Source organism: Micromonospora sp. NPDC001898 (genome assembly GCF_042891255.1).
Taxonomy (GTDB): domain Bacteria; phylum Actinomycetota; class Actinomycetes; order Mycobacteriales; family Micromonosporaceae; genus Micromonospora.
The window spans coordinates 282,070-305,429 of record NZ_JBIATC010000002.1 but is presented as its reverse complement, the minus strand read 5'-3'; the positions used below and the strand labels follow the sequence as shown (position 1 = coordinate 305,429).

General features: G+C 73.3%; 20 protein-coding genes. 12 read left to right on the top strand and 8 right to left on the bottom strand.

Annotation, left to right across the window (positions count from 1 at the left end; genetic code table 11):
• Positions 1 to 105 precede the first annotated feature (105 nt).
• Genes ACFYZF_RS06055 through ACFYZF_RS06045 form a run of 3 tightly spaced genes read right to left on the bottom strand, consistent with a single transcriptional unit; the run spans position 106 to position 3,221 of the window.
• A complete protein-coding gene (locus tag ACFYZF_RS06055) occupies positions 106 to 1,416 on the bottom strand; it encodes a DNA-processing protein DprA (RefSeq protein WP_387016489.1) in 1,311 nt (436 codons plus the stop codon).
• Positions 1,326 to 2,846, bottom strand: a complete 1,521-nt coding sequence (locus ACFYZF_RS06050; protein WP_387016487.1) for a YifB family Mg chelatase-like AAA ATPase — start codon at positions 2,844 to 2,846, stop codon at positions 1,326 to 1,328. The genes ACFYZF_RS06055 and ACFYZF_RS06050 overlap by 91 nt, the downstream gene beginning before the upstream one ends.
• 15 nt (positions 2,847 to 2,861) lie before the next feature.
• A complete protein-coding gene (locus ACFYZF_RS06045; RefSeq protein WP_387016486.1) occupies positions 2,862 to 3,221 on the bottom strand; it encodes a YraN family protein in 360 nt (119 codons plus the stop codon).
• A 226-nt stretch (positions 3,222 to 3,447) separates the two neighbouring features.
• Here ACFYZF_RS06045 and ACFYZF_RS06040 point away from each other — a divergent pair, with 226 nt between their 5' ends.
• The 8 genes from ACFYZF_RS06040 to ACFYZF_RS06005 all read left to right on the top strand — a co-directional run bounded on the left by ACFYZF_RS06040 (position 3,448) and on the right by ACFYZF_RS06005 (position 12,861).
• Positions 3,448 to 4,725 carry a hypothetical protein gene (locus ACFYZF_RS06040; RefSeq protein WP_387016485.1) on the top strand — a complete coding sequence of 426 codons (1,278 nt, stop codon included), beginning with the start codon at positions 3,448 to 3,450 and terminating at the stop codon, positions 4,723 to 4,725.
• A gap of 204 nt (positions 4,726 to 4,929) precedes the next feature.
• Positions 4,930 to 5,856 (top strand): 30S ribosomal protein S2, encoded by a 927-nt coding sequence (rpsB, locus tag ACFYZF_RS06035; RefSeq protein ID WP_387016484.1) that lies wholly within the window; start codon positions 4,930 to 4,932, stop codon positions 5,854 to 5,856.
• Positions 5,857 to 5,992: 136 nt separating this feature from the next.
• Positions 5,993 to 6,820 carry a translation elongation factor Ts gene (tsf, locus tag ACFYZF_RS06030; protein WP_387016482.1) on the top strand — a complete coding sequence of 276 codons (828 nt, stop codon included), beginning with the start codon at positions 5,993 to 5,995 and terminating at the stop codon, positions 6,818 to 6,820.
• 160 nt (positions 6,821 to 6,980) lie between these two features.
• On the top strand, positions 6,981 to 7,748 hold the full coding sequence (gene pyrH, locus ACFYZF_RS06025; RefSeq protein ID WP_387016480.1) for a UMP kinase: 768 nt from the start codon (positions 6,981 to 6,983) through the stop codon (positions 7,746 to 7,748).
• 82 nt (positions 7,749 to 7,830) lie between these two features.
• Positions 7,831 to 8,388 (top strand): ribosome recycling factor, encoded by a 558-nt coding sequence (frr, locus tag ACFYZF_RS06020; protein ID WP_387016478.1) that lies wholly within the window; start codon positions 7,831 to 7,833, stop codon positions 8,386 to 8,388.
• A 384-nt stretch (positions 8,389 to 8,772) separates the two neighbouring features.
• Positions 8,773 to 10,149 carry a phosphatidate cytidylyltransferase gene (locus ACFYZF_RS06015; protein WP_387016476.1) on the top strand — a complete coding sequence of 459 codons (1,377 nt, stop codon included), beginning with the start codon at positions 8,773 to 8,775 and terminating at the stop codon, positions 10,147 to 10,149.
• Between the two features lie 104 nt (positions 10,150 to 10,253).
• Positions 10,254 to 11,405 (top strand): 23S rRNA (adenine(2503)-C(2))-methyltransferase RlmN, encoded by a 1,152-nt coding sequence (rlmN, locus tag ACFYZF_RS06010; RefSeq protein ID WP_387016475.1) that lies wholly within the window; start codon positions 10,254 to 10,256, stop codon positions 11,403 to 11,405.
• 31 nt (positions 11,406 to 11,436) lie between these two features.
• Positions 11,437 to 12,861: a DivIVA domain-containing protein gene (locus ACFYZF_RS06005; RefSeq protein WP_387016473.1), complete on the top strand. Its 1,425-nt coding sequence runs from the start codon at positions 11,437 to 11,439 to the stop codon at positions 12,859 to 12,861.
• 108 nt (positions 12,862 to 12,969) lie between these two features.
• On the opposite strand, the gene ACFYZF_RS06000 is transcribed toward ACFYZF_RS06005, so the two are convergent.
• Positions 12,970 to 13,191, bottom strand: a complete 222-nt coding sequence (locus ACFYZF_RS06000) for a DUF2631 domain-containing protein (protein WP_161687946.1) — start codon at positions 13,189 to 13,191, stop codon at positions 12,970 to 12,972.
• Between the two features lie 272 nt (positions 13,192 to 13,463).
• Here ACFYZF_RS06000 and ACFYZF_RS05995 point away from each other — a divergent pair, with 272 nt between their 5' ends.
• Positions 13,464 to 15,026 carry a Rieske 2Fe-2S domain-containing protein gene (locus ACFYZF_RS05995; RefSeq protein WP_387016471.1) on the top strand — a complete coding sequence of 521 codons (1,563 nt, stop codon included), beginning with the start codon at positions 13,464 to 13,466 and terminating at the stop codon, positions 15,024 to 15,026.
• 55 nt (positions 15,027 to 15,081) lie between these two features.
• Here ACFYZF_RS05995 and ACFYZF_RS05990 read toward each other — a convergent pair whose 3' ends face one another.
• Positions 15,082 to 16,683, bottom strand: a complete 1,602-nt coding sequence (locus ACFYZF_RS05990) for a phytoene desaturase family protein (RefSeq protein ID WP_387016469.1) — start codon at positions 16,681 to 16,683, stop codon at positions 15,082 to 15,084.
• A gap of 70 nt (positions 16,684 to 16,753) precedes the next feature.
• Complete coding sequence (locus ACFYZF_RS05985; protein ID WP_387016467.1) at positions 16,754 to 17,656, bottom strand: YhjD/YihY/BrkB family envelope integrity protein; 903 nt, start codon at positions 17,654 to 17,656, stop codon at positions 16,754 to 16,756.
• A gap of 104 nt (positions 17,657 to 17,760) precedes the next feature.
• Here ACFYZF_RS05985 and ACFYZF_RS05980 point away from each other — a divergent pair, with 104 nt between their 5' ends.
• Positions 17,761 to 18,306 carry a GNAT family N-acetyltransferase gene (locus ACFYZF_RS05980; RefSeq protein ID WP_387016465.1) on the top strand — a complete coding sequence of 182 codons (546 nt, stop codon included), beginning with the start codon at positions 17,761 to 17,763 and terminating at the stop codon, positions 18,304 to 18,306.
• Between the two features lie 84 nt (positions 18,307 to 18,390).
• Here the strand turns inward: ACFYZF_RS05980 and ACFYZF_RS05975 are convergent, their stop codons facing one another.
• Together ACFYZF_RS05975 and ACFYZF_RS05970 are read right to left on the bottom strand one after the other, a co-directional pair.
• Positions 18,391 to 18,816: a hypothetical protein gene (locus ACFYZF_RS05975; protein WP_387016464.1), complete on the bottom strand. Its 426-nt coding sequence runs from the start codon at positions 18,814 to 18,816 to the stop codon at positions 18,391 to 18,393.
• A gap of 465 nt (positions 18,817 to 19,281) precedes the next feature.
• Complete coding sequence (locus ACFYZF_RS05970; RefSeq protein ID WP_387016462.1) at positions 19,282 to 20,598, bottom strand: family 43 glycosylhydrolase; 1,317 nt, start codon at positions 20,596 to 20,598, stop codon at positions 19,282 to 19,284.
• 294 nt (positions 20,599 to 20,892) lie between these two features.
• Between ACFYZF_RS05970 and dxr the strand changes: the two genes are divergently transcribed.
• Positions 20,893 to 22,104 (top strand): 1-deoxy-D-xylulose-5-phosphate reductoisomerase, encoded by a 1,212-nt coding sequence (dxr, locus tag ACFYZF_RS05965; protein WP_387016460.1) that lies wholly within the window; start codon positions 20,893 to 20,895, stop codon positions 22,102 to 22,104.
• Positions 22,104 to 23,354, top strand: coding sequence for a M50 family metallopeptidase (locus ACFYZF_RS05960; RefSeq protein WP_387016458.1), 1,251 nt, complete (start codon positions 22,104 to 22,106; stop codon positions 23,352 to 23,354). Before dxr ends, ACFYZF_RS05960 begins: the two co-directional genes overlap by 1 nt.
• The last annotated feature ends 6 nt before the right edge of the window (positions 23,355 to 23,360 follow it).

The window sequence follows — 23,360 nt, the reverse complement described above, 5'->3', positions numbered from 1 at the left end:
ACGGGGCGACGGGGCGAGCGGCGGCGTGGCCGCTGAGCCGGGCGAGCGCGGGCGGGACCGGCCGTACCGAGCAGGCCACGCGGCGGACCGGCCCCGGCCGGGTTGTCACGGCGGGCCCGTGATGGAACCGGGGGCGTGGGCCGGAGGGGCGCCGGGAGCGCTGGCCGGGCGGGCGACCAGCGCGTACCCGTCGTCGCGGCGGCGCACCATGCCCAGCTCCTCCAGCAGGGAGAGCTTGCGCAGGGCGGTCCGGAGGTCCACGCCGGCGCGGGCGGCCAGCCGGTCCACGTCGACCGCTCCGCGCCGGGGCATCGACTCCAGCACCAGCGCCGCCTCGTCGTCGAGCAGGTCCCGGGGGTGTTGCGGGGCGCGGGCCGGTGGCGCCAGGTCGGCACCGATGCGGCCCACCTCCTCCAGCACGTGCGGCACGCCGGTGACCAGCCTCGCCGACGACTGCTCGCGCAGCAGTTCGTGGGCACCCACCGACATGGCGGAGGTGACCGGGCCGGGCACCACCATCGGGCGCCGGCCGACCGCGAGGGCCCGGTTGAACGTCTGGGTCGCGCCGCTGCGCGCCGCGGCCTCCACCAGCACCGTGCCCAGCGTCGCCGCCGCGATCACCCGGTTGCGGATGAGGAACCGGGGACGGAACGGCTCGGCGCCCGGCATCCACTCGCTGACCAGCAGCCCGGTCTCGGCGATCCGGTCGAACAGGCCCGCGTTGCCCATCGGGTAGGGCCGGTCGATCCCGCAGGCGAGCACCGCCACCGTCAGCCCGCCGGCGTTGAGCGCGCCCCGGTGCGCCGCGGCGTCGATGCCGAAGGCACCTCCGGAGACCACCGTCCAGTCCCGGTCGGCCAGCCCGTAGCCGAGCTCGGTGGCCACGTGCAGGCCGTACCCGGTGGCGGCCCGGGCGCCGACCACCGCGACCGACCGGTCCAGCGCCTCCCGGAGCGGCCAACCGCCGCGAGTCCAGAGGCAGAGCGGGGGAGCGGCCTCCCGGTCCACCCGCCGGTTGGCGCCCGGCAGGACCATCCGGCGCAGGTCCTCCACGCGGGCCGGCCACTCCTCGTCGTCGGGGGTGACGATCCGGGCACCCAACCGCTGCGTACGGGCCAGGGCGTCGGCCGCCACGGCCCGGGCGTCCCCCTCCCGGGACCGGGCCGTCACGGCGGTACGCAGCCATTCCTCGGGTGCCCCGCCGTCGAGCAACAGGTCCAGCGCGCCCGCCGGGCCCAGCTCGTCGACCAGCCCGTGCACCGACCGGGTGCCGGGCTCGGCGAGCCAGGTCAATGCCACCCGGGCCAGCAGGTCCTCCTCGGTGTTCACGCGGCGTCCCCCGTCCTGAGCTGGATGGCCTCCCGGACGTCGTCGGAGTGCGGCCGGCCCCGCCCGTCGAGGTCGGCGACGCTCCACGCCATCCGGATGATCCGGTCGAAGCCGCGCGCCGACAGCGAGCCGGAGTCGAGCCGACCGCGCAGCTCGCGGGTGTCCCGGTCGGGCAGCCGCCAGGGTGGACGGCGCAGCCGGGGACCGGGGACCTCCGCGTTCACCCGGCAGCCGGTTCCCGCCCAACGCTCGGCGGCGGCCTGGCGGGCGGCGGCCACCCGGGCCGCGACGGCGGCCGACGGCTCCTCGGTCATCGTCGCCTCCATCAACTCCGCCGCCCGCAACGGCGGCAGGGTGACCTGCACGTCGATCCGGTCCAACAGCGGGCCGGAGAGCCGGCCGAGATAGCGCCGGCGGGCCAGCGGGGAACACTCGCAGTAGGTGTCCCCGGCCGGCTTCGCGCAGGGGCAAGGGTTGGCGGCGAGCACCAGTTGCGTCCGGGCCGGGTACTCGGTGCCACCCCGGCTGCGGGCGAGCTGCACCCGGCCGTGTTCCAGCGGCTGGCGCAGCGCTTCCAGCGGGCCCCTGCCGAACTCGGGCGCCTCGTCGAGAAAGAGCACCCCACGGTGGGCCAGCGACACCGCGCCGGGGCGGGCCAGCCCCGACCCGCCGCCGACCAGCGAGGCCACCGTCGCGGTGTGGTGCGGCGCCTGGAACGGCGGCCGGCGCAGCAGCCGGCCGCCAGCCGGCAGCAGCCCGGCGATCGAGTGCAGCGCGGTGACCTCCAGCGCCGCCTCGTCGTCCAGCTCGGGCAGGATGGACGGTAGCCGCTCGGCGAGCATGGTCTTGCCGGCCCCGGGCGGCCCGAACAGCGCCAGGTGGTGCCCGCCGGCGGCGGCCACCTCCAGGGCACGTCGGCCCAGCGCCTGCCCGGCCACGTCGGCCAGGTCCGGCCCGTCGGGGCCGGCGGACGGCGTCGGGGCGGGCGGCTCGATCAGCGGCGTGCCGTCCCGGACGAACTCGACCAACCGGTGCAGTGTGTCCACGGCGCGGACCCGGACGCCCGGGACGACCGCCGCCTCGGCCACGTTGTCGGCCGGGACGATCACCCGTTCCAGGCCGGCCTGCGCCGCGGCGGCCACCATCGGCAGCACCCCGCGCACCGGCCGGACGGTGCCGTCGAGGCCCAGTTCGCCGAGGACCACCACCCGATCGAGCGCCAACAGCGGTAGCTCCCCGGAGCCGCCGAGCAGCGCCACGGCGATCGCCAGGTCGAAGGCCGAGCCGAACTTCGGCATCGTGGCCGGAAGCAGGTTGAGGGTGATCCGCCGGTTCGGCCACCGCTGGCCGGAGTTGACAACCGCGGCGCGGACCCGGTCGCGCGCCTCGTGCAGGGCGGTGTCGGGCAGCCCGGAGATGACCACGGCCGGCAGCCCCGGCGCGAGGTCAACCTCCACCTCCACCACGTGCCCGGCCACCCCGACCAGGCCGACGCAGAGCACCTTCGCGTAGCTCACGCCTGGCAGCCCATCTCAGAACGCACCCTTGACGTGCTCGACCCGGGCCGCGCCCGCGTCGGGCAGTTCGACCGACAGCACGTCGAACCGCACCTCGTCAGCGGTGGTGCGGGTCTCCGCGAGCCACCGGGCGGCCAGCCCCCGCAGCCGCCGCGCCTTCGCCGGCACGACCGCCTCGGCCGGCGTGCCGAAGTCGGCGGTGCGTCTCGTCTTCACCTCGCAGAAGGCGAGCACCGCGCCGTCCCAGGCGATGATGTCGATCTCGCCGGCCGGGCAGCGCCAGTTTCGGGCGACCGGGCGTAGCCCCGCCCCGATCAGGTGTCGGACGGCGCATCGCTCCCCGTACGCGCCGACCGCCTGGTTCCGCTTCGTCATGCGTCGCACCATGCCGGGCCCGGCGGCCCGCCGGGGGGAGCCTGTGGACGACGGGGCTGCTGTGGACGACCGGACGATCATGCCCCCCGCGTGCTATGGACGGCCGTGCCGCCGGTGTCCGCGACGGGGGTGGACGAGGATGCGGTTCCGCGCGGTCCGGTCCCGTTCGGGAGGAAGCCGGCATCCGGATGGCGCGGGGGTACGACTGTCACATACGGTGCCCGTCGTGAACGCACGACGGAGCTTTCCCGATGATCAGGAGTCGAGCTGGTACCCCGGCGAGCGCGGGTACGGCGAGCCGGACTGGCGCCCGCCGGGCGACGACCGCTATCCAGCGGACGAGTTTCGCGTCTCGGACCAGCGCGGGGACACCGGTGAGCGACGCTATGACGAGCTGACAGACCCGCCCGTGGGCCGGTATGCCGAGGCCGGGCGGCACGGGGCGGACGACGCGCTCGGGCACACCGACACCGACACTGACAGTTACCGGCCATCGCGGTCGAGGCGGGCCGACGCCGGCTCGTTCGGGGTATCGGTGGACGAGCTCGCCGCGGAGCGGGAGGCGCGCCGGGCGGCCCGGGCCGCCGAGACCGGGCTGTCCGCCGGGTCGCGGGGTGCGGACCCCGTCCTGCCGGGCGGCCAGAGCCCCGGCACGTTCCCGCCGCCTGCCGTCGAGCGCGCCGTCGAGTTCCCGCTGACCGTCGGCCAGCGGCCCATGCCGGTCTCCGGCGCCCCGTACGACGCGGCCCCCCGGGACACCCCGCCCCCGCCGGACCCGCTCGGCGTCGACCCGGTCGGGCGCAGGTCGGACCCGCTCGGCGTCGACCCGGTCGGGCGCAGGTCGGACCCGCTCGGCGTCGACCCGGTCGGGCGGAGGTCGGACCCCGGCCGCTCCGTGCCGCTCGGTGGCTACCCGATCGTCGACCCGAACCGCCCCCCGGAGGCGGACCGCCCGGGCGGGGCGGACCGGGGTGAGGGCCCCGGCCCGGCGGCCGAGGCGGGGCGCTCGGCCGAGCCCGTACGCGGGGCCGAGACGGGACCGGCGGCCGGGACGGGACCGGCGGCCGGGACGCCGCACCCGCTGGAGATGCCGACCGGACCGATGCCCTCCGTGGCCGGTCGACCGGATCTACCCCTGCCGGGCCTGGACCCGGCGTACGCCCCGGACGGGCTGCGCCGCCCCGGCCCGCCGCCGTCCGACGGCGTCTACCGGACCCGCCGCCCGGCGCTGGCGGTGTTGATCGCGCTGCTGGTGGCGGTCTTCGAGGTTCCGGCCCTGCGGGTGCTGCGACACGGCGTTCTCGGCGATCCGCTCTCCGCCGCCGACGTCGTGGTGGGCATCTTCCTGGTCGCCGGGCTGCCGATCTTCGGCGTCGGGCTCTATGGGCTGCGTACCGGCGGCCTCTCGCTCGCCGAGGGCAGTCGGGGCTGGCTGCGCCCGCCGACGGCATACCTCACGGTCGGCCTGGTGCTCTTCGTCGCCGCGGCCCTCGCCACCCGCTGACCAGAGGGCCGCGCAGAGGCGTACACTGGTCGACTGGCGACCGCCGCACGCGGTCGACCTCGCGCGCCCTCCCCACGCCCCGTCGTGGGGCGGCGGCCTCCCTGGTCCCGATCTTGGTCGGGCCCGCCATGGCCGGCGACCGGGCGCCAGGACGCCCGGCCGCCGGCCGGGCGGCACAACCAGGGATCCCAAGGAGTACCCACCATGGCCGTCGTGACCATGCGTCAGCTGCTGGAGAGCGGTGTCCACTTCGGGCACCAGACCCGGCGCTGGAACCCGAAGATGAAGCGCTTCATCTTCACCGAGCGCAACGGTATCTACATCATCGACCTGCGCCAGACCCTCGACTACATCGAGAAGGCGTTCGAGTTCATTCGCAACACCGTCGCCGAGGGCGGCAGCATCCTCTTCGTCGGCACCAAGAAGCAGGCCCAGGAGGCCATCGCCGAGCAGGCGACCCGGGTCGGCCAGCCGTACGTGAACCACCGCTGGCTCGGTGGCATGCTGACCAACTTCCAGACGGTGTACAAGCGGCTGCAGCGGATGAAGGAGCTGGAGGCGCTGGGTGACCTGAGCGGCACCACCGCCGGTTACACCAAGAAGGAGACCCTGCAGCTCTCCCGCGAGAAGATCAAGCTGACCCGCACCCTGGGTGGTCTGCGGGACATGCAGAAGCTTCCGGCCGCAGTCTGGATCGTCGACACGAAGAAGGAGCACATCGCCGTCGACGAGGCCCGCAAGCTGGGCATCCCGGTGATCGCGGTGCTCGACACCAACTGCGATCCGGACGAGGTCGACTTCCCGATCCCGGGCAACGACGACGCGATCCGCTCGGCCGAGCTGCTGACCAGGGTCGTGGCCGCCGCCGTTGCCGACGGCCTGATCGCCCGTTCCGGCCGTCGCCGGGGCGGCGACGAGAAGCCGGAGCCGGGTCAGGTCGGCACCGACGAGCCGCTGGCCGAGTGGGAGCGCGAGCTGCTCGAGGAGCCGAAGAAGGCCGACGAGCAGCGCGCGCAGCCCGCCGAGCAGCCGGCGCAGTCGGCCGCGCAGCCCGCCGCACAGCCGTCCGAGCAGCCGGCGCAGCCCGCCGAGCAGCCTGCCGAGCAGCCCGCGGCCGCCGCCGCGGAGTGACCGCACCGCCGTTTCCCCGCCGTCCGGGAAACCGGACGGCGGGGAAACGGCAGGTACGCCGGGCACAGCCGGCCCGGATCCGGGTAACCGGGACCCAGAACATCCCACCCGCTGTCTCAAGACCGAAGAGAGAGTCATGTCCAACTTCACCGCCGCGGACGTCAAGAAGCTCCGCGACCTCACCGGCGCCGGCATGATGGACTCCAAGAAGGCGCTGACCGAGGCCGAGGGCGACTTCGACAAGGCCATCGAGATCCTGCGCGTCAAGGGCGCGAAGGATGTCGGCAAGCGGGCCGGCCGGACGGCCGCCAACGGCCTTGTCGCGCACTCGGGCAAGGCGCTGCTGGAGCTCAACTGCGAGACCGACTTCGTCGCCAAGAACGACGCCTTCATCGTGCTGGCCCAGCAGCTCGTCGAGCACGGCGAGGGTAGCGGCGCGAGCAGCGCCGAGGAGCTGCTCGCCAGCACGCTCGACGGCAAGCCGGTCGCCGACCTGATCCAGGAGCAGTCCGCCAAGATCGGCGAGAAGCTGGTGCTCAACCGCTTCGCCAAGCTGGACGGCACCGTCGCGGTCTACCTGCACCGCAAGAGCCAGGACCTGCCGCCGGCCGTCGGTGTGCTGGTGGAGTACGCCGGCAAGACCGACGAGGCCGGTGACGCCGACGCCCGTGGCGTGGCCATGCAGATCGCGGCGATGCGGCCGAAGTACCTCACCCGCGACGAGGTGCCGGCCGACGTCGTCGAGGCAGAGCGGCGCATCGCCGAGCAGACCGCCCGCGAGGAGAACAAGCCCGAGGCGGCGCTGCCGAAGATCATCGAGGGCCGGGTCAACGCCTTCTTCAAGGACTACGTCCTGGTCGAGCAGGCCTCGGTCGCCGACAACAAGAAGGCCGTGAAGCAGCTGCTGGCCGAGGCCGGCATCGAGGTGACCCGCTTCCTGCGGTTCGAGGTCGGCCAGGCCTGAGCCGCCGGTCGGGCGTGACGCGCCCGCAGGCAGGAAACGTCGACGGGGAGGCCGCTGGTGTACGTGACAGGCACCGCGGCCTCCCTGTCGCATAGGGTCAGCGACGGCAGGTACGCGGTAACCGGCGCACGTGAGGTGCGCCTGGGGAGGGACGGGGCGGATGACGCAGGTTGTTGGTGACCGGAGCCTGGGGGCGGATGATCCGACCGCCCCACCGCCCGGCCGGGCCCGTCGGGTGGTGCTGAAGCTCTCCGGGGAGGTCTTCGGCGGCGGGGCGATCGGCGTCGACCCGGATGTCGTGCAGGCCATCGCCCGGCAGATCGCCACCGTGGTCCGTCGCGGCGTGCAGGTCTCGGTGGTGGTCGGTGGCGGCAACTTCTTCCGTGGCGCGGAGCTGCAGAAGCGCGGTATGGACCGGGCCCGCGCCGACTACATGGGCATGCTGGGCACCGTGATGAACTGCCTTGCCCTCCAGGACTTCCTGGAGAAGGAGGGCATCGAGACCCGGGTGCAGAGCGCGATCACGATGGCCCAGGTCGCCGAGCCGTACATCCCGCTGCGCGCCATCCGGCACCTGGAGAAGGGCCGTGTGGTCATCTTCGGCGCAGGCGCGGGCATGCCGTACTTCTCCACCGACACCGTGGCCGCCCAGCGCGCGTTGGAGATCCGCGCCGATGTGGTGCTGATGAGCAAGAACGGCGTGGACGGCGTCTACTCCGCCGACCCCCGGATCGACCCGACCGCCAGCAAGTTCGACTCGATTACCTTCTCCGAGGTGCTGCGCCGTAACCTGCGGGTGGCCGACGCCGCCGCGTTCAGCCTGTGCATGGAGAACGGCCTGCCGATGCTGGTCTTCGGCGCGCAGGGCGAGGACACGATTATCCGTGCGGTGGGTGGCGACAAGATCGGCACCCTGATCACCGCCTGAGCGGCCGGCGGCCGGCGAGCGACGGTCCTCCGGACACGACAGGACAGCCCACCACGAACACAAGAAGGAGGCGAGGAGACCGGTGATCGACGACACCCTCCTCGAGGCCGAGGAGAAGATGGAGCGTGCGATCGAGCACGCCAAGGAAGAGTTCGGTGCCATCCGCACCGGTCGCGCCAGCGCCGCCATGTTCGCCAAGGTCATCATCGACTACTACGGCACCCCGACGCCGCTGCCCCAGATGGCGTCCATCGGGGTTCCCGAGCCACGCATGGTGATCATCAAGCCGTACGACAACTCGCAGATCAACGCCATGGAGAAGGCGATCCGCGACTCCGACCTCGGCCTGAACCCGAACAACGAGGGCAACCAGCTGCGCATCCTGCTCCCGCAGATGACCGAGGAGCGGCGCCGCGAGATGATCAAGGTCGCCCGGCACAAGGGCGAGGAGGCCAAGGTGGCCATCCGCAACATTCGCCGCAAGGGCAAGGAAGAGCTGGACCGGCTCGTCAAGGACGGCGAGGTCGGCGAGGACGACGGCCGCCGCGCCGAGAAGGACCTCGACGACCTGACCCAGAAGTACGTCGCAAGCGTCGACGAGCTGATCAAGCACAAGGAGACCGAGCTCCTGGAGGTCTGATCCGCGACCGGCCGGGCCGGTCGCGTGACCTGCCGTGGCACCGGTGTGCCGTCGCCGTCGGGCGGCGGGACGCCGGTGCCTTCGTCGTCGCGGGCCGCCGCCGCGCCCCCTGTGGGCGGCCACCGGGCCACCGCCCGGGCCGCCATCCGGGCCCTCGCCGGGCGGGGAGTCCCGCGCACCGTCGCCGGCCGGCGACGATGGCCCATCGTCCGCCCGGTCCGGGCGACCTGTGCAGTAGGCTCGGCACGATTCCGACCACCACGCGGTGAACGGTCGGAATCGGCCGGCCGTCGGGCCGGTCAACCGGACGGAACTGTTGTTGTAGGGGATGGTCTTGGTCGTACGTCATGTGGTGAACCCCGTACCGCGTCCGTCCGGTGCGTGATGTCCCACCTCGACCCCTACCGCAGCGCTGAGCCTCGAGGCTGGGACCAGCCGGGCGCCCCTGCCGCGCTTCCCTGGCCCGACCGTGACCTCGAACCAGGGCACTGGGCCCACAGCGCCGCCACCGACGCGTACCCGACCTCGGCCCCCGACACGCTCGGCGCCACGGCGACCGACCCGGTCGCGCCGGCCGCGATCGGCACGCCCGAGCCCGAGGTCCGGGCCGAGTCGCGCCGGCTGGGGCCGCTCGACGCGGACCCCACCGACCCGTACGGCGCCCGCCCGCTGCCCGGCGGCGAAGAGCCGGTCTGGCCCGGCCTCCCCGATGTCGGGAACCCGGGTCACCCCGGCCAGGACCGCTCGGCCGGCCCCGGTCACCCCGTCTGGCCGGGCGACGAGCCCGTCGCCGGGCGCGAGTCGGCCCCGCCGCCGTACCGGCCGGAGGAGCCCTCCGCGACGGTGGCCGGCGGCGGCGCGGAGCCGGGGCGGCCCCCGGGCCGGCGGCAGCCCGGGCGTCGGCGGGCCAGCGCGGACCGCCCGCCCACCCAGCAGGCGCCGCCCAGCCGCGCGGGACGCAACCTGCCCGCCGCGATCGGGGTGGGCGTCGTTCTCGGCGCTGTCGTGCTGGTGCCACTCTTCTTCTACCTGACCGCCTTCCTGTTCGTGCTCGCCGCCGCCATCGCGATCGGCACCTGGGAGATGGCCCGAGCGGTTCGCCGTGGCGGGGCGCACCCGCCGCTGGTGCCGCTGCTCACCGGCGGTGTGCTCACGATCGGTCTGGCCTGGTTCGCCGGCCCGGACGCGCTCAGCCTCGGCCTGCTGGTGACCGTGCTCGGCACGATGATCTGGCGGCTGGGCGACGGCCCGGGCAACTACCAGCGCGACCTGACGGCGGCCACCCTGATCGCGGTCTACGTGCCGTTCCTCGGCGGGTTCGCGGCGCTGCTGGCCGCGGCGCCCGGCGACGGGCACCTGCGGGTGCTGGTCACCCTGGTCGGGGTGGTTCTCTCCGACACCGGCGGGTACGCCGCCGGGGCCAACTTCGGCAAGCACCCGATGGCCCCCTCGATCAGTCCGAAGAAGTCCTGGGAGGGCTTCGCCGGGTCGGTCACCGCCGCCGCCCTCGGCAGTGCCCTGCTGATCTGGCTGCTGTTCGACGTGGCCCCCTGGTGGGGCGCGCTGTTCGGGGTGGCCGTCTCCTGCGCGGCGGTCCTCGGCGACCTGGCGGAGTCCATGATCAAGCGGGACCTCGGCGTGAAGGACATGAGCAACCTGCTGCCTGGCCACGGTGGCCTGATGGACCGCCTCGACTCGATTCTGTTCGCGGTCCCCACCGCGTACCTGCTGCTGGCCGTGTTCGTCCCGGTGGTGGGCTGAGGCATGGATCACGCCGGGCACCCCGTGCCGGCCGCCCGGTCGGGGGCGATTCGGCACCTCCGGCCAGGCGCGTCGTCCGTTCGGCGTGGGAGACTGGGAGCGCCATGACGAGCCTTCCGCTGATTCCCGTCGCCCCGGACGCCCCCGCCGCACGCCGCGCGGCCATGCCGCCCCGCCACCTCGCCGACCTCGATCTGGCCGGCCGGCAGGCGCTGGTCACCGAGCTGGGCGAGCCGGCGTTCCGCGCGAAGCAGATCTCCACCCACTACTTCGGCCGGCTGGTTCGCGACCCCGCGGAGATGACCGACCTGCCCGCCGCCACCCGGGACCGGCTGGCCGGCGCGCTGTTGCCCACCCTGCTCACCCCGGTTCGCGAGTTGGCCTGCGACGACGGGGCCACCCGCAAGGCGCTCTGGCGGCTGCACGACGGCTCGCTGGTGGAGAGCGTGCTGATGGGCTACCCGGACCGGATCACCGTCTGCATCTCCAGCCAGGCCGGCTGCGGGATGGCCTGCCCGTTCTGCGCGACCGGCCAGGCCGGTCTGACCCGTAACCTCTCCACTGCCGAGATCGTCGACCAGGCGGTCTACCTGGCAGGCGTGGCCGCCTCCGGCGTGGTCGTCGGCTCCCCGTCACGGCTGTCCCGCGTGGTGTTCATGGGGATGGGCGAGCCGCTGGCCAACTATTCGCGGGTGATCGCGGCGATCCGCCGGCTGGTCGCCCCCGCCCCGGACGGGCTCGGGTTGTCCCAGCGGCACATCACCGTCTCCACGGTCGGCCTGGTCCCGGCCATCCGCCGCCTGACCAGCGAAGACCTGTCGGTGACCCTTGCGTTGTCCCTGCACGCGCCCGATGATGAGCTGCGCGACGAGCTCGTGCCGGTCAACCAGCGCTGGAAGGTGGCCGAGGTGCTGGACGCAGCGTGGGACTACGCCGCCCAGACTGGGCGCCGGGTGTCCATCGAGTACGCGATGATCAAGGACGTGAACGACCAGCCGTGGCGGGCCGACCTCCTCGGCCGGTTGCTGGCCGGCAAGCTGACCCACGTCAACCTCATCCCGCTCAACCCGACCCCGGGCAGCCGGTGGGACGCGAGTCCCAAGCCGGTCGAGCGGGAGTTCGTCCGGCGCCTGCGCGCCGCCGGGGTGTCCACGACTGTGCGGGACACCCGGGGGCGCGAAATCGACGGCGCCTGCGGGCAGCTCGCCGCGGCCGAGGACAACGACACCGACGCGCCGCAGGAGGCGACGGCGTGACCGGGCGTAGCGAACGAGACCAGGAGACATAGTGGCGAGTCAGGGTCAGCGTTTCCGGCGTAAGGCGCTCCGTCGGGGCTACAAGGTCGACGAGGTGGACGCCTTCCTGGACCGGGTCGAGGCGACGCTCGACGGACAGCCGGTCGGCGCGCCCGTGGCCTCCCAGGAGGTCCACGACGTCGTCTTCCGGGTCCGCTTCAACGGCTACGACGAGTGGCAGGTCGACCTGCACCTCGACCGGGTCGAGCGGCAGCTGGCCGAGCTGGAGGAGCGCGGCGGCGTGGTCAGCCGTGGCACCGACTCCGGGATGTCCGACCGACTCGGCGCGCCGAACCGGATGGGCCCGCCGATGCGCGACGACCGTGGGCCCGTCCCGATGCGCGATGACCGTGGCCCGGTCCCGATGCGTGATGACCGTGGCCTGCGTGATGACCGCGGCCCCGTCCCGATGCGTGACGACCGTGGCCCGGTCCCGATGCGTGATGACCGTGGGCCCGTCCCGATGCGTGACGACCGTGGCCCGGTCCCGATGCGTGACGACCGTGGGCCCGTCCCGATGCGTGATGACCGTGGCCTGCGCGACGACCGTGGGCCCGTTCCGATGCGTGACGACCGTGGCCCGGTCCCGATGCGCGACGACCGTGGGCCCGGCCCCGTGCCGCCCCGACCGATGCCCGCGCAGGCCGGTCCGCCCGCTGACCGGTACGGCCGCTACGACGAGCCGAGCGGCGCCTTCGCCGCCGGTGGCTACGACGCCCCGCGCGGCGGGTACGACACCCCACGCGGTCCGGGTGGCCCGATCGGCCCCGGCCCTGTTCCTGGCCCCGGCCCTGTTCCTGGCCCCGGCCCTGTTCCTGGCCCCGGCCCTGTTCCTGGCCCCGGCGCGGGCCCTGGACCAGGCCAGGGCGTGGGCCACGGCGGCCCCCCGCCGCGAGGGCTGCCCGCCGGGACGGGTGGCTACGGCCCAGACGGCCGGTTCGACGGCTTCGAGGCGGGCCGGCACGGTCGGGCCGACATGACCGCTGAGATCCGGATGCCCGAGCGGGACCTGCGTGAGCTGCGCGGTCGCGGCCCGGCCGGGCCACCGCCCCTGCCGCAGCAGCCGGTCGGTGGCCCGCCGCCGATGGGCGGGCCGTCCCCGGTCGCCGGGCCGCCGGTGGGTGGCCCGCCGCCGATGGCCGGTCCGCCGATGGCCGGCCCCCCCGGCGGCGACCTCCACCGCGTGGACCAGATTCGCCGCGGCTTCCAGGTGCGCCGCTTCGGCAGCGGGTACGACCCGGAGCAGGTCGACCGGCTCTTCGACGGCATCCTCGGCGGCATGTCCGGCCGCGGCCCGATGCCGGTCAACCCGAAGGACCTGGACACCCTGCGATTCGGCCTGGTGCCTGGCGGCTACTTCGAGGCGGAGGTCGACGCGGCACTGAAGGATGTCCAGGACATCCTCTTCGGTCGCTGACCGGCAGCAGGCGGGTTCCGACGCCGACGTACGACGAGGGCCCGTCCCCTGCTCAGCAGGGTGACGGGCCCTCGGTGCCTGACGTGGTCGGCGGGCCGCCGGTCGTGGTCAGGAGCGCAGGCCGTTGCGCCGCAGCACCGCGTCGCCGATGACAACGGCCAGCAGCAGCACGGCCAGGCCGACCAGCCAGATGTCCTCGACCCTGCCTTCGTGGTTGCCGCACAGCATCGCCAGCAACGCCAGGGCGGAGAGCACCGCGCCGATCCGCCCCGCCTTCCGGTGCCCGGGCTTGTGCTGATCTGGCGACGTCACCGGCTCGCTTCCTGCCACTGTCGGTCCTTCCCTCGCGATCGGATCTCCGGTCAGTCTGGCACGCCCCGCGCCTGTCCTCGTCCGGTGGGGGTTTCCCGGTGCGCGTCCGCCGTCGGGTGCGCGTGCGCTGTCGGGTGCGTCCGCCGTCGGGTGCGCGTACCGCTGTCGGGTGCCGTCCGGCCCGGGGCGCTCCGGGCCGGACGGCACTACCGGCGTCGCGGGTTGCCGACGACACTGCCTCCGGTAGCGTTCTGACGTACACCTTGATTGCCTGTTTGAGGGGGACTGCGGTGCGAGTGACCGGTACGGGACATGCCAGCATGCGGATCGACACGGCAGCGGGCAGCATCCTGTGCGACCCGTGGGTCAATCCCGCCTACTTCGCATCCTGGTTCCCGTTCCCCGACAACTCCCTGCTCGACTGGGAGGCCCTCGGCCAGGTCGACTACCTGTACGTGTCGCACCTGCACCGGGACCACTTCGACGCGGCGCACCTCAAGCGGTACGTGTCGAAGGACGCCACCGTCCTGCTGCCCGAGTTCCCCACCTCGGAGATGGAGGACGAGCTGCGGGAGCTGGGCTTCACGAAGTTCCTCCGGGCGCCGAACGAGCAGGTCGTCGAGCTCGACGGCGGTCTCAAGATCATGATTCAGGCGTTGACCAGCCCCACCGACGGCCCGATCGGCGACTCCTCCCTCTGGGTCGAGTACGACGGGGTCCGGCTGCTCAACCAGAACGACGCCCGCCCGACGGACCTGAGCGTCTTCACCGAGCTGGGCCACGTGCACGCGCACATGCTCCAGTTCTCGGGCGCGATCTGGTACCCGATGGTCTACGAGCTGCCGCAGTCGGCGAAGACCGCGTTCGGCAAGCAGAAACGGGAGCGGCAGTTCGACCGCACCTGGCGCTACATCGCCGACCTGAAGGCCGACCACGTCTTCCCGATCGCCGGCCCGCCGTGCTTCCTCGACGACGCGCTGTGGCAGTTCAACGACATCCACGGCGACGAGGGCAACATCTTCCCCGACCAGTCGGTGTTCCTGTCCGAGTACGCCAAGGTCGGCGGCACCAACGGCATCGTGCTGCTGCCCGGCAGCGTCGCCGAGGTCACCGCCGAAGGCGCGACGACCACCCACCCGGTGCCGGTGGAGGAGTTCTTCGCGAACAAGGTCGCCCACCTGGAGGAGATGCGGGAGCGCAAGCGCCCGATCATCGAGGCGGAGAAGGCGTCCTGGCGGCACCCCGAGGTCGACGTGCTGGCCGGGATGAAGCGCCGGATCGAGCCGCTGCTGGAGGAGTCGATCTACCTGGCCAAGGGCGTCGGCGGTCCGGTCCGCTTCGACCTGGTGGGCTACGACGGCGAGAGCGTCGAGTCGATCGTGGTGGACTTCCCGGGCAAGGAGGTGCGCCCGTACGCCGAGGAGAAGGTCCGCTACCGGTTCCGCACCGACCGGGCGCTGATCGAGCACCTGCTGCACATCGGCGAGGTGGACTGGGTCAACTCGCTCTTCCTGTCCTGCCGGTTCTCCGCCGCCCGGATCGGCCAGTACAACGAGTTCGTGTACGCCTTCTTCAAGTGCCTGTCCACGGAGCGCCTCCAGTACGCCGAGGGCTGGTACGACGAGCACGAGCGGAGCAGCGACGCCGAGGACGTCACCCTCGGCGACTGGGTGGTGCAGCGCCGCTGCCCGCACCTGAAGGCGGACCTGACCCGGTTCGGCATCGTCGAGGGCGACCAGCTCACCTGCCAGCTGCACGGCTGGAAGTTCGACCTGCCCAGCGGCCGGTGCCTGACCAGCGTCGGCCACAAGGTCCGCGCCCACCGCGCCACCGCCGAGACCCCCACCCCCTGACCCGCCACCGCCCCACCTGTCCGCGATCGACGGGTGGGGCGATGGGGCGGACGGGTCAGCGACCCAGGTCGGTGAGGATGCGGCGGGCGGCGTTGTGGCCGGCGGCGCCGATGACGCTGCCGGCCGGGTGGCAGCCGGCGCTGCCCGCGTACACGCCGTCGACACCGGTGGCGTAGGGCATCCGGTCGGTGAAGGAGACCGTGTTGTCGACGTGGTGGATGTGGCCACCGGTGATGCCGAAGTGGGCCTCGATACCGGGTGGGGGGAGCGGGACGGCGTCGGCGATCAGGTCGGCGGTGCCGGGGGCGTACCGCTCGCAGATCTCCACCAGCCGCGACACGTACCCGGGCAGGGCCTCGTCCCAGGTGGTGCCGGCCAGCTCGTAGGGGACCGACTGGACGAACAGCGCCGAGGAGTGGTGGCCGGCGGCGTCGGACAGCGACGGGTCGACGGTGGTGTGCAGGTACCACTCGATGGTCGGCTCGTCGGGCAGTCGGCCGGCCTGGACGTCCGCCCACATCGCCCGCAGCGCCGCCATCGGCGGCTCGCCCCCGCCGCCGACCAGCGACGCCGCGCCGGGCAGCAGGTGGATGGTGGAGCCGAACGGGCTCGGCGCGCCCCCGGGCAGGCAGGAGAAGCGGGGCAGCCCGGTCAGCGCCAGGTTGAGCTTGAGGGTGGTGCCGGGGCGGCGGACCGCCGCCATCCGCCGGGTCAGCGGCGCCGGCAGCGCGCCGTCGGGCAGCAGGTCGATCAGCCGGTACGGGTCGCAGGCCCCGAGCACCACCCGGGCGGCCACGTGCCGGCCGTCGGCCAGGGTCACCCCGCCGGCCGCGCCGCCGTCGAGGGTGATCGCGGCGACCGGCGTCCCGGTGAGGATGCGGGCCCCGGCGGCGCGGGCCGCGTCGGCGAAGGTGCGCGAGACCGTGCCCATCCCGCCCTCGGCGATCATCCAGGTGCCGTCGGAGCCGGGCAGCCGGCACATGTTGTGCGCGAGGAAGTTGTGCCCGGTGCCCGGGTCGTCCGGGCCGGCGTTCAGCCCGGACAGGCCGTCGGTGACCGCGTACATGCTGACCAGCAGCTCGGATCGGAAGTCGAAGCGGGCCAGGTGGTCGGCGACCGAGCCGCGCACCAGGTCGACGAAGACCTGCCGCAGCGCGGGCCGGACGTGCCGCTCGGCGGTCTCCTCGACCGGCAGCGGCTCGGCCAGCCAGGCGGGGGCCAGGTCGTCGCGCAGCGCCGCCAGTTCGGCCTGCATGGCGTCGTCGGCGGCCACGTCGGCGGGGGAGAAGAACTCCGTGAGCTGCCGCCGGGTCGCCGCGTGGTCGCTGCCCATCAGCAGGTACGGCGACCCGGCGCCGCCCGGGGTGGGCAGGAAGTAGTGCGGGTCGCGGCGCAGCACCGGGATGCGCACGTCGAGCGTGGCGAGCAGCTCCGGCGGCATCAGCCCCAGCAGGTACGACCCGGTGGAGTGGCGCAGCCCCGGCACCTTCGGGAACGGGTTCTCGGTGCGGGTCGCCCCGCCGATCACGTCGGCGGCCTCCAACACCAGCACGTCCAGCCCGGCGCGGGCCAGCAGGATCGCCGAGACCAGCCCGTTGTGCCCGGAACCGACGATCACCACGTCGGCCCGGGTCGGCAGCTCGCCTGCCCCGCTCATGCGGCCATCACCACGGCACTCGCCCCGCTCATGCGGCCATCACCGCTGCGCTCGCTCATGCTCGGGCAGCCTAGTGCCGCGCCGCCCCCGGCGGGAGGCCGTCGCCGGCCCCGTTCGGGCCGGGAGTTCCCCGGAGGACCGTCACCTGGGCGGTGCGGGTGCGCCAGCGGGAGAGGGCGAGGGTGGCGGAGTAGCCGGCCAGCACGATCACGTGGAAGAGGTAGAGCCAGAGCAGGACCGCCACCCCCGCGCCGATCTCGTCGAAGCCGCCGAACGGCACGCCCAGGTCGATCGGGAGCGAGGCGAAAAGGACGAAGCCGTGCAGGAACCCGGAGAGGTTGGCGGCGGTGAACGACCCGATGCCCAGCGCGGAGAGCCAGTCCGGCGAGGCCGGGCCGACCACCCGGAACAGCCAGAGCAGCACCGGGGTGAGCACCAGCCAGACGGCCAGGAAGGACAGCACCACCCCCAGCGCGCCGCTCCATCCGCCCTGTTCGACCAGCCTGGTGGTCGTCGGCAGTGCGAGCAGGATCGACAGCAGCAGGGCCGGGGCCGGCGCCAGCAGGGGGAGCAGCAGCAGCCGGCCCCGCCAGCCGACCAGCGACTCGTCGCTGCGCGGCACGGCGACCGAGACGAACGCGCGGCGCAGCCCCTCGCCGTAGAGCGACGCCGGCAGCAGCGACGCCAACGCCGGCAGCGGGGTCAACCCCACCCCCGCCTCCACCAGCGCCTGCACCGCGTGGGGCGCGCCGATCGCGTCCGGCAGCGTCTCCACCGCGTACGAGGTGAGCCGGCGCACCCGGTCGGCTCCCGCCAGCAGCGAGGTGAGCCAGATCGCCAGCAGGGCCACCGGCACCACGGCGATCGCCCCGTAGAAGGTGATGGCGGCGGCGTGCAGGGACAGGTCCCGGCCCCGCAGCGGGCGGAACGCCGCACTGGTGATCCGCTTCGCCCGTTGCCATCCGCTGCCCATCGCGGCTTCTTTCCCCGTACCGCCCCGCGTCACTCACGACAGCGCAGGCCGCGCAGGTCGGCCGCCACCAGCCGGGCCGTCCGCCGCTCACTAGGATCGCCGCCATGGGAATCCCCGCCACGGAACGCCTGGTCCTGCGGGACTGGACCGCCGACCCGGCCGACCTGACCCGGATCTTCGACATCTACTCCCGGCCCGAGGTCACCCGCTGGCTGGGCGCGCCCGGCCTGCCGCTCACCGACCCGGCACAGGCGGCCGACCGGCTCGCGATGTGGCGGGATCGGCACGCGGGGCACGGCGACCGGTACGGCACCTGGGCGATCGAGGTCCGCGAGACCGGCGTGGTGGTCGGCACGGCGATGCTCAAGCCGCTGCCCGGCCGGGACGAGAGCGTGTTGACCACCGACATCGAGGTCGGCTGGCACCTGCACCCGGACTCGTGGGGCCACGGGTACGCCACCGAGGCGGCCCGGTCGCTGGTGGCCCGGGAGTTGGCGACCGGCACCCCGCAGGTCTGGGCGGTCGTGTCGCCGGGCAACACCGCGTCGATGGCGGTGGCCCGGCGGCTCGGCATGACCCACGTGGGCCGCCGCACCGACTGGTACGGCGGCGAGGAGGTGGAGGCCTTCGTGCTCCGCGCCGCTGCCTGATCGCGCCGCCGCCTGACAACATCGACGGCGGGGCGGGTAGTGGCCCTTCGCGGCCCTACGGAGCTGCCCCGTCTGTGCGCCCGCCTAGGTGCTCTTCCCCGCGTCCCTCTCCGCACCCTTCCTGCCCTCCGCGCGCCCGCCTCCGCGCGCCCGCCTCCGTGCGCCCGCCGGTCCCCGGCGGAACCCGTGCGGAATCTTGGACACTTGTTGGCTTCTGGGAACGGGAAGTGTCCAAGGTCTGCGGGGGATCGGGTCGGCGTCGACGGCCGGGGATGGTGAGCGGGGCGACCAGGAGCGGGTCCAGCCGACGAAACGGGCGAAGCGGCCCGTCGGGTCGACCTGGTTCGGGTGGGTGCGCAGTCGGTCCGCGACCGTGTCGTGCATCAGCACGCAGAGGTGGATCGCCAGTGCGACCCAGTCCCGGGCGTACTCGGTGCGCAGGCCCAGCTTCGCCGGCTGGCCGCCGCACTCGTCGCCGCAGGCCCGGACGCGCCGATCTGGATACCGCACGGCCACGGTGCGGCGCAGACCCGGCACCGCCACGTCGGGCGGGCCGCGACGTGCTGGCGCAGCCCGGCCAGCCGTACCCCGTACCAGCTCACCGTCGCCCCACCCGGCGCAGGGGCCCGGCGGCCCGGTGGGCCGGCGTCGCCAGGGCCGCCGCGTCGACGCGGGCGATGACCGCGGGCCCGGCCCACTGGTGCGCGCGGCCTGTCCGCCGGTTCGGCGGGGAGTCGGAGCGGGGCCGGCTTCGTCAGGGGGACCCGGTCGGGAGCCCTCGACCGCCCGTAGCGGATGGTTTTGCGGTGCCCCGCCTCGTGCGGGCACCGAAAATCAGGCCGTCAGCAGACCGGCAACCCGCGCTGCGGGTCGTCCGACCCTAGCGACGAGATCTTGGAAGAATTCGGCCCCCGGAGGGGCCGTTTCCTTCCAAGATCTGCCCAACGCCCGTCCAGATTCTCGTGGACGAGTGCGTTATGCCACCTCGACGAAGTCGAGTTCCGCCCAGCGACTCAGGTAGGTGAACCGCAGCGTGTTGAAGCCCGCGTTGAGCGTCACGTCGACGCCGGCCTGCCGCCAGACCTCCCAGCCCGTGTTGGGGTAGCTGACGACCTTCGGGTTCGCGCCGTTGACGGTCAGCGTGTGCTGGGCGTCGCCGTAGCCGGCGGCGTAGGCGACGTGGGCGCGGTATGCGCCGGCCCGGGGCGCGAAGACCGTCATCTCGACCCAGCTGTCCGCATAGTCCATGTACGCCACCACCTGCCCCTGCGACGTGTTCGGGGCGGTGCGCGCGGCGCAGTGGTTGAGTGTGCCGCGCTCGGTCTCGTACCGCACGCGGCTGCCCCGCACCACGGGGTACCCGCCGGACCAGCCCAGCGCCGCCACATACATGCCGCGGGCGGAGTAGTTGTTGATCCAGCCGTGGAAGACGATGTGGTCGCCGCCCGCCTCGCGGACCACGTCCGCGCCGCCCGGCCCGCGCACCGCCGAGTCGAGCGACGCGGTGGTCATCAGCGACCGGTACGCCTTCGTGTACGGGCCGGTGAGCGAGGACGACGTGGCGTAGCTGGTCTGGTAGCCGTCGCCGCCGTAGCCGCCGAGGGAGTAGAACAGCACGTACTGCGCGCCGACCTTGGTCAGCACGGGGGCCTCGATGACGCCGGCCTCCTCGGCGCGTCCGCTGCGCAGCAGCTCGACCCGGCCGCCCTGAAGGGTGACGCCGTCGGCGGCGACCTGCTGCAGCCAGAGGCTCGTCGGCTGGCCGATGGCGTTGCCGTCGTCCTTGTAGAGCAGGTAGCGAAGCCCGGTGCTGTCGGTGAAGCTCGCCGCGTCGATGTCGCCGCCCTCGCCCGCGTTGCAGATCAGCGGCTGCGTGCCGACGGCGCTGAACGGGCCCAGCGGCGACGTGGCGAGCGCCGCCCCGATGCACTGCCGGCCGGTGGCCCGGCTGCGGGCGGTGTAGTAGAGCAGGTACCGCCCGTCGGCCCGCTGGGAGACGTCGGGCGCCCAGGTCAGGCCCCCGTTCGCCCACGCACCGAGCGTCGGCATCGCGTCGGGCCGCCGGGTCCACGGCCCGGTCAGCGAAGCGGCCGTGGCGACCGGAACGTTGCCGTTGCCGTTGTTCGTGGAATACGCGTAGTAGGTGCCGCCGAACTTGACCACGTCGGGGTCCGGGAAGTCGCTGGCGATGACCAGCGACGGCGTGGCGGTGGCAGCCCGGGCCACTCCCGGGCTGACGAGCAGTGGTGCGGCGACCAGTGTGGCCGCCAGCCAGACGAGAGCTTTCCGCATGGCAGAATTCAACCACAATCATCAATGTGCCGAAAGATTCCTGCGGCGGCCCCTGCCGGCATCGACCCCGGGTCGGACAGGTTGTGCGACGCGCTGCGGCGAGGGCTGCGTTGGAGGGGGAGTACCGGCCGGTGGCAGCCGCTGCCGCCGGCACCCGGTTCGTCATGCGGGAGCCGTTCGAGTTCTCCATCGATCCGGCCGACCTGCTCGGCGAGGAAGCGCCGCCGGAGGATCCCGACACCGAGGGCTGAGGCTCCCAGCGGGCGCTCAACGACGCTGGGGAAGAATGGGCGGGTGACAACTTCCCGCGATCTCGTCCTGCTCGGGTCGACCGGTTCGATCGGCACCCAGGCCATCGACATCGTCCGGCGCAACCCCGACCGGTTCCGGGTGGTGGCGCTCGGTGCCGGGGGCGGCAACGTCGAGCTGCTCGCCGCCCAGGCCCTCGAACTACACGTCGACGCGGTCGGAGTGGCGAAGGCCTCCGCCGCGCAGGACCTCCAACTCGCCTTCTACGCCGAGGCGAGCCGGCGCGGCTGGTCGAGCGGCGAATTCAAGCTGCCCAAGATCGTGGCCGGCCCGGACGCGATGACCGAGCTGGCCCAGTGGCCCTGCGACATCGTGCTCAACGGCGTGGTCGGCTCGCTCGGGCTCGCGCCGACCCTCGCGGCGCTGCGCGCCGGGCGTACCCTCGCCCTGGCCAACAAGGAGTCCCTCGTCGCCGGCGGCCCCCTCGTGAGGGCCGCGGTGACGCGGCCGGGGCAGATCGTCCCGGTCGACTCGGAGCACACGGCGCTGGCGCAGTGCCTGCGCTCCGGGTCGCGCCCCGAGGTGCGGCGGCTGATCGTCACCGCCAGCGGCGGCCCCTTCCGGGGCAAGCGGCGCGACGAGTTGACGCAGGTCACGCCGGAGCAGGCCCTCGCCCACCCGACCTGGAACATGGGGCCCGTGGTCACGATCAACTCGGCCACCATGGTCAACAAGGCGCTGGAGGTGATCGAGGCGCACGAGCTGTTCGACGTGCCGTACGCCGACATCACCGTGATGGTGCACCCCACCTCGGTGATCCACTCGATGGTCGAGTTCGTCGACGGCTCCACGATCGCCCAGGCCAGCCCGCCGGACATGCGGCTGCCGATCGCGGTGGCCCTCGGCTGGCCCGACCGGGTGCCCGACGCCGCCGCCGCCGTCGACTGGACGACGGCCCACACCTGGGAGTTCGCCCCGCTGGACGACGAGGCGTTCCCGGCGGTGGCGCTGGCCAAGGCCGCCGGGGAGGCCGGGCGCTGCCGCCCGGCGATCTACAACGCGGCCAACGAGGAGTGCGTGGCGGCGTTCGTCGCCGGCCGGTTGCCCTTCCTCGGCATCGTGGACACCCTCCGGCGGGTGTTGGAGGACACTCCCGATTTCGCCGAACCAGGTACCGTCGAGGACGTGCTCGCCGCCGAGTCGTGGGCACGCGCTCACGCGCAGGAGATCATTGTGGCGTCGGTGGAAGGATCTTGATGGCGTACCTGCTCGGGGTGGTGCTCTTCGCCCTGGCCATCCTCGTCTCGGTCAGCCTGCACGAGGCGGGGCACATGCTCACCGCCAAGGCGTTCGGGATGAAGGTCACCCGCTACTTCGTCGGCTTCGGCCCCACCCTCTGGTCGGTCAAGCGCGGCGAGACCGAGTACGGCGTCAAGGGCATCCCGCTCGGCGGCTTCTGCAAGATCGTCGGCATGACGCCGCACGACGACGACGTCGACCCGGCCGACGAGCCCCGGGCGATGTGGCGTTACCCGGTCTGGAAGCGGACGATCGTGATGTCCGCCGGCTCCATCACCCACTTCGCGCTCGCCCTCGTGGCGACCTGGATCATGGCGATCTCCGCCGGACTGCCCAACCCCGACTTCCCGACCACCGACGCCGAGGTCCGCCAGGAGCCGGCGGTGATCGCGCTGTCCGACTGCGTGGTGCCGGAAATCGTCAACCGGGCGTGCACGGCCGGCGACCCGGTCAGCCCCGCCGCCCAGGCCAACCTGCGCGACGGCGACCGGATCACCTCGTTCAACGGCGCCCCGATCAACAACTACGGCGACCTGCTGACCGGGCTGCGGGCCGCCAAGCCCGGCGACAAGGTCGCCATCTCGTACGTCCGTGACGGCCAGCCGGGCACCACGAGCACCGTGCTCGGCCAGACCCAGCGCCCCCCGCTGGACGACCCGAAGGGCCAGGTCGGCCCGGTGTCCGCGCTCGGTATCGGCCTGCGGTACAGCACCCCGAACCGGGTCGAGTACGGGCCGGTCTCCGCGCTCGGCGGGACTGCCCGGCTCACCGGCGACATGGCCGTCGGCACGTACGAGGCGATGAAGCGCATCCCGCAGAAGGTGCCCGCCCTCTGGACGGCGATCACCGGCGGCGAGCGGGACATGGACACCCCGATCAGCGTGGTCGGCGCGAGCCGGCTCGGCGGCGAGGCGGTGGAGAACAACGCCTGGCTGATCTTCTTCATGCTGTTCATCTCGCTGAACTTCTTCATCGGCGTGTTCAACCTGCTGCCGCTGCTCCCGCTCGACGGCGGGCACATCGCGATCGCCTGGTTCGAGCGGGCCCGGTCCTGGGTCTTCGCCCGCTTCGGCAAGCCGGACCCGGGCCGCGTCGACTACCTGAAACTCATGCCCATCACGTACGCGGTGATCCTGATCGGCGGCGCGTTCACGCTGCTGACCATCACCGCGGACGTCGTCAACCCCATCACGCTCTTCTCAAGGTGAGTGCCT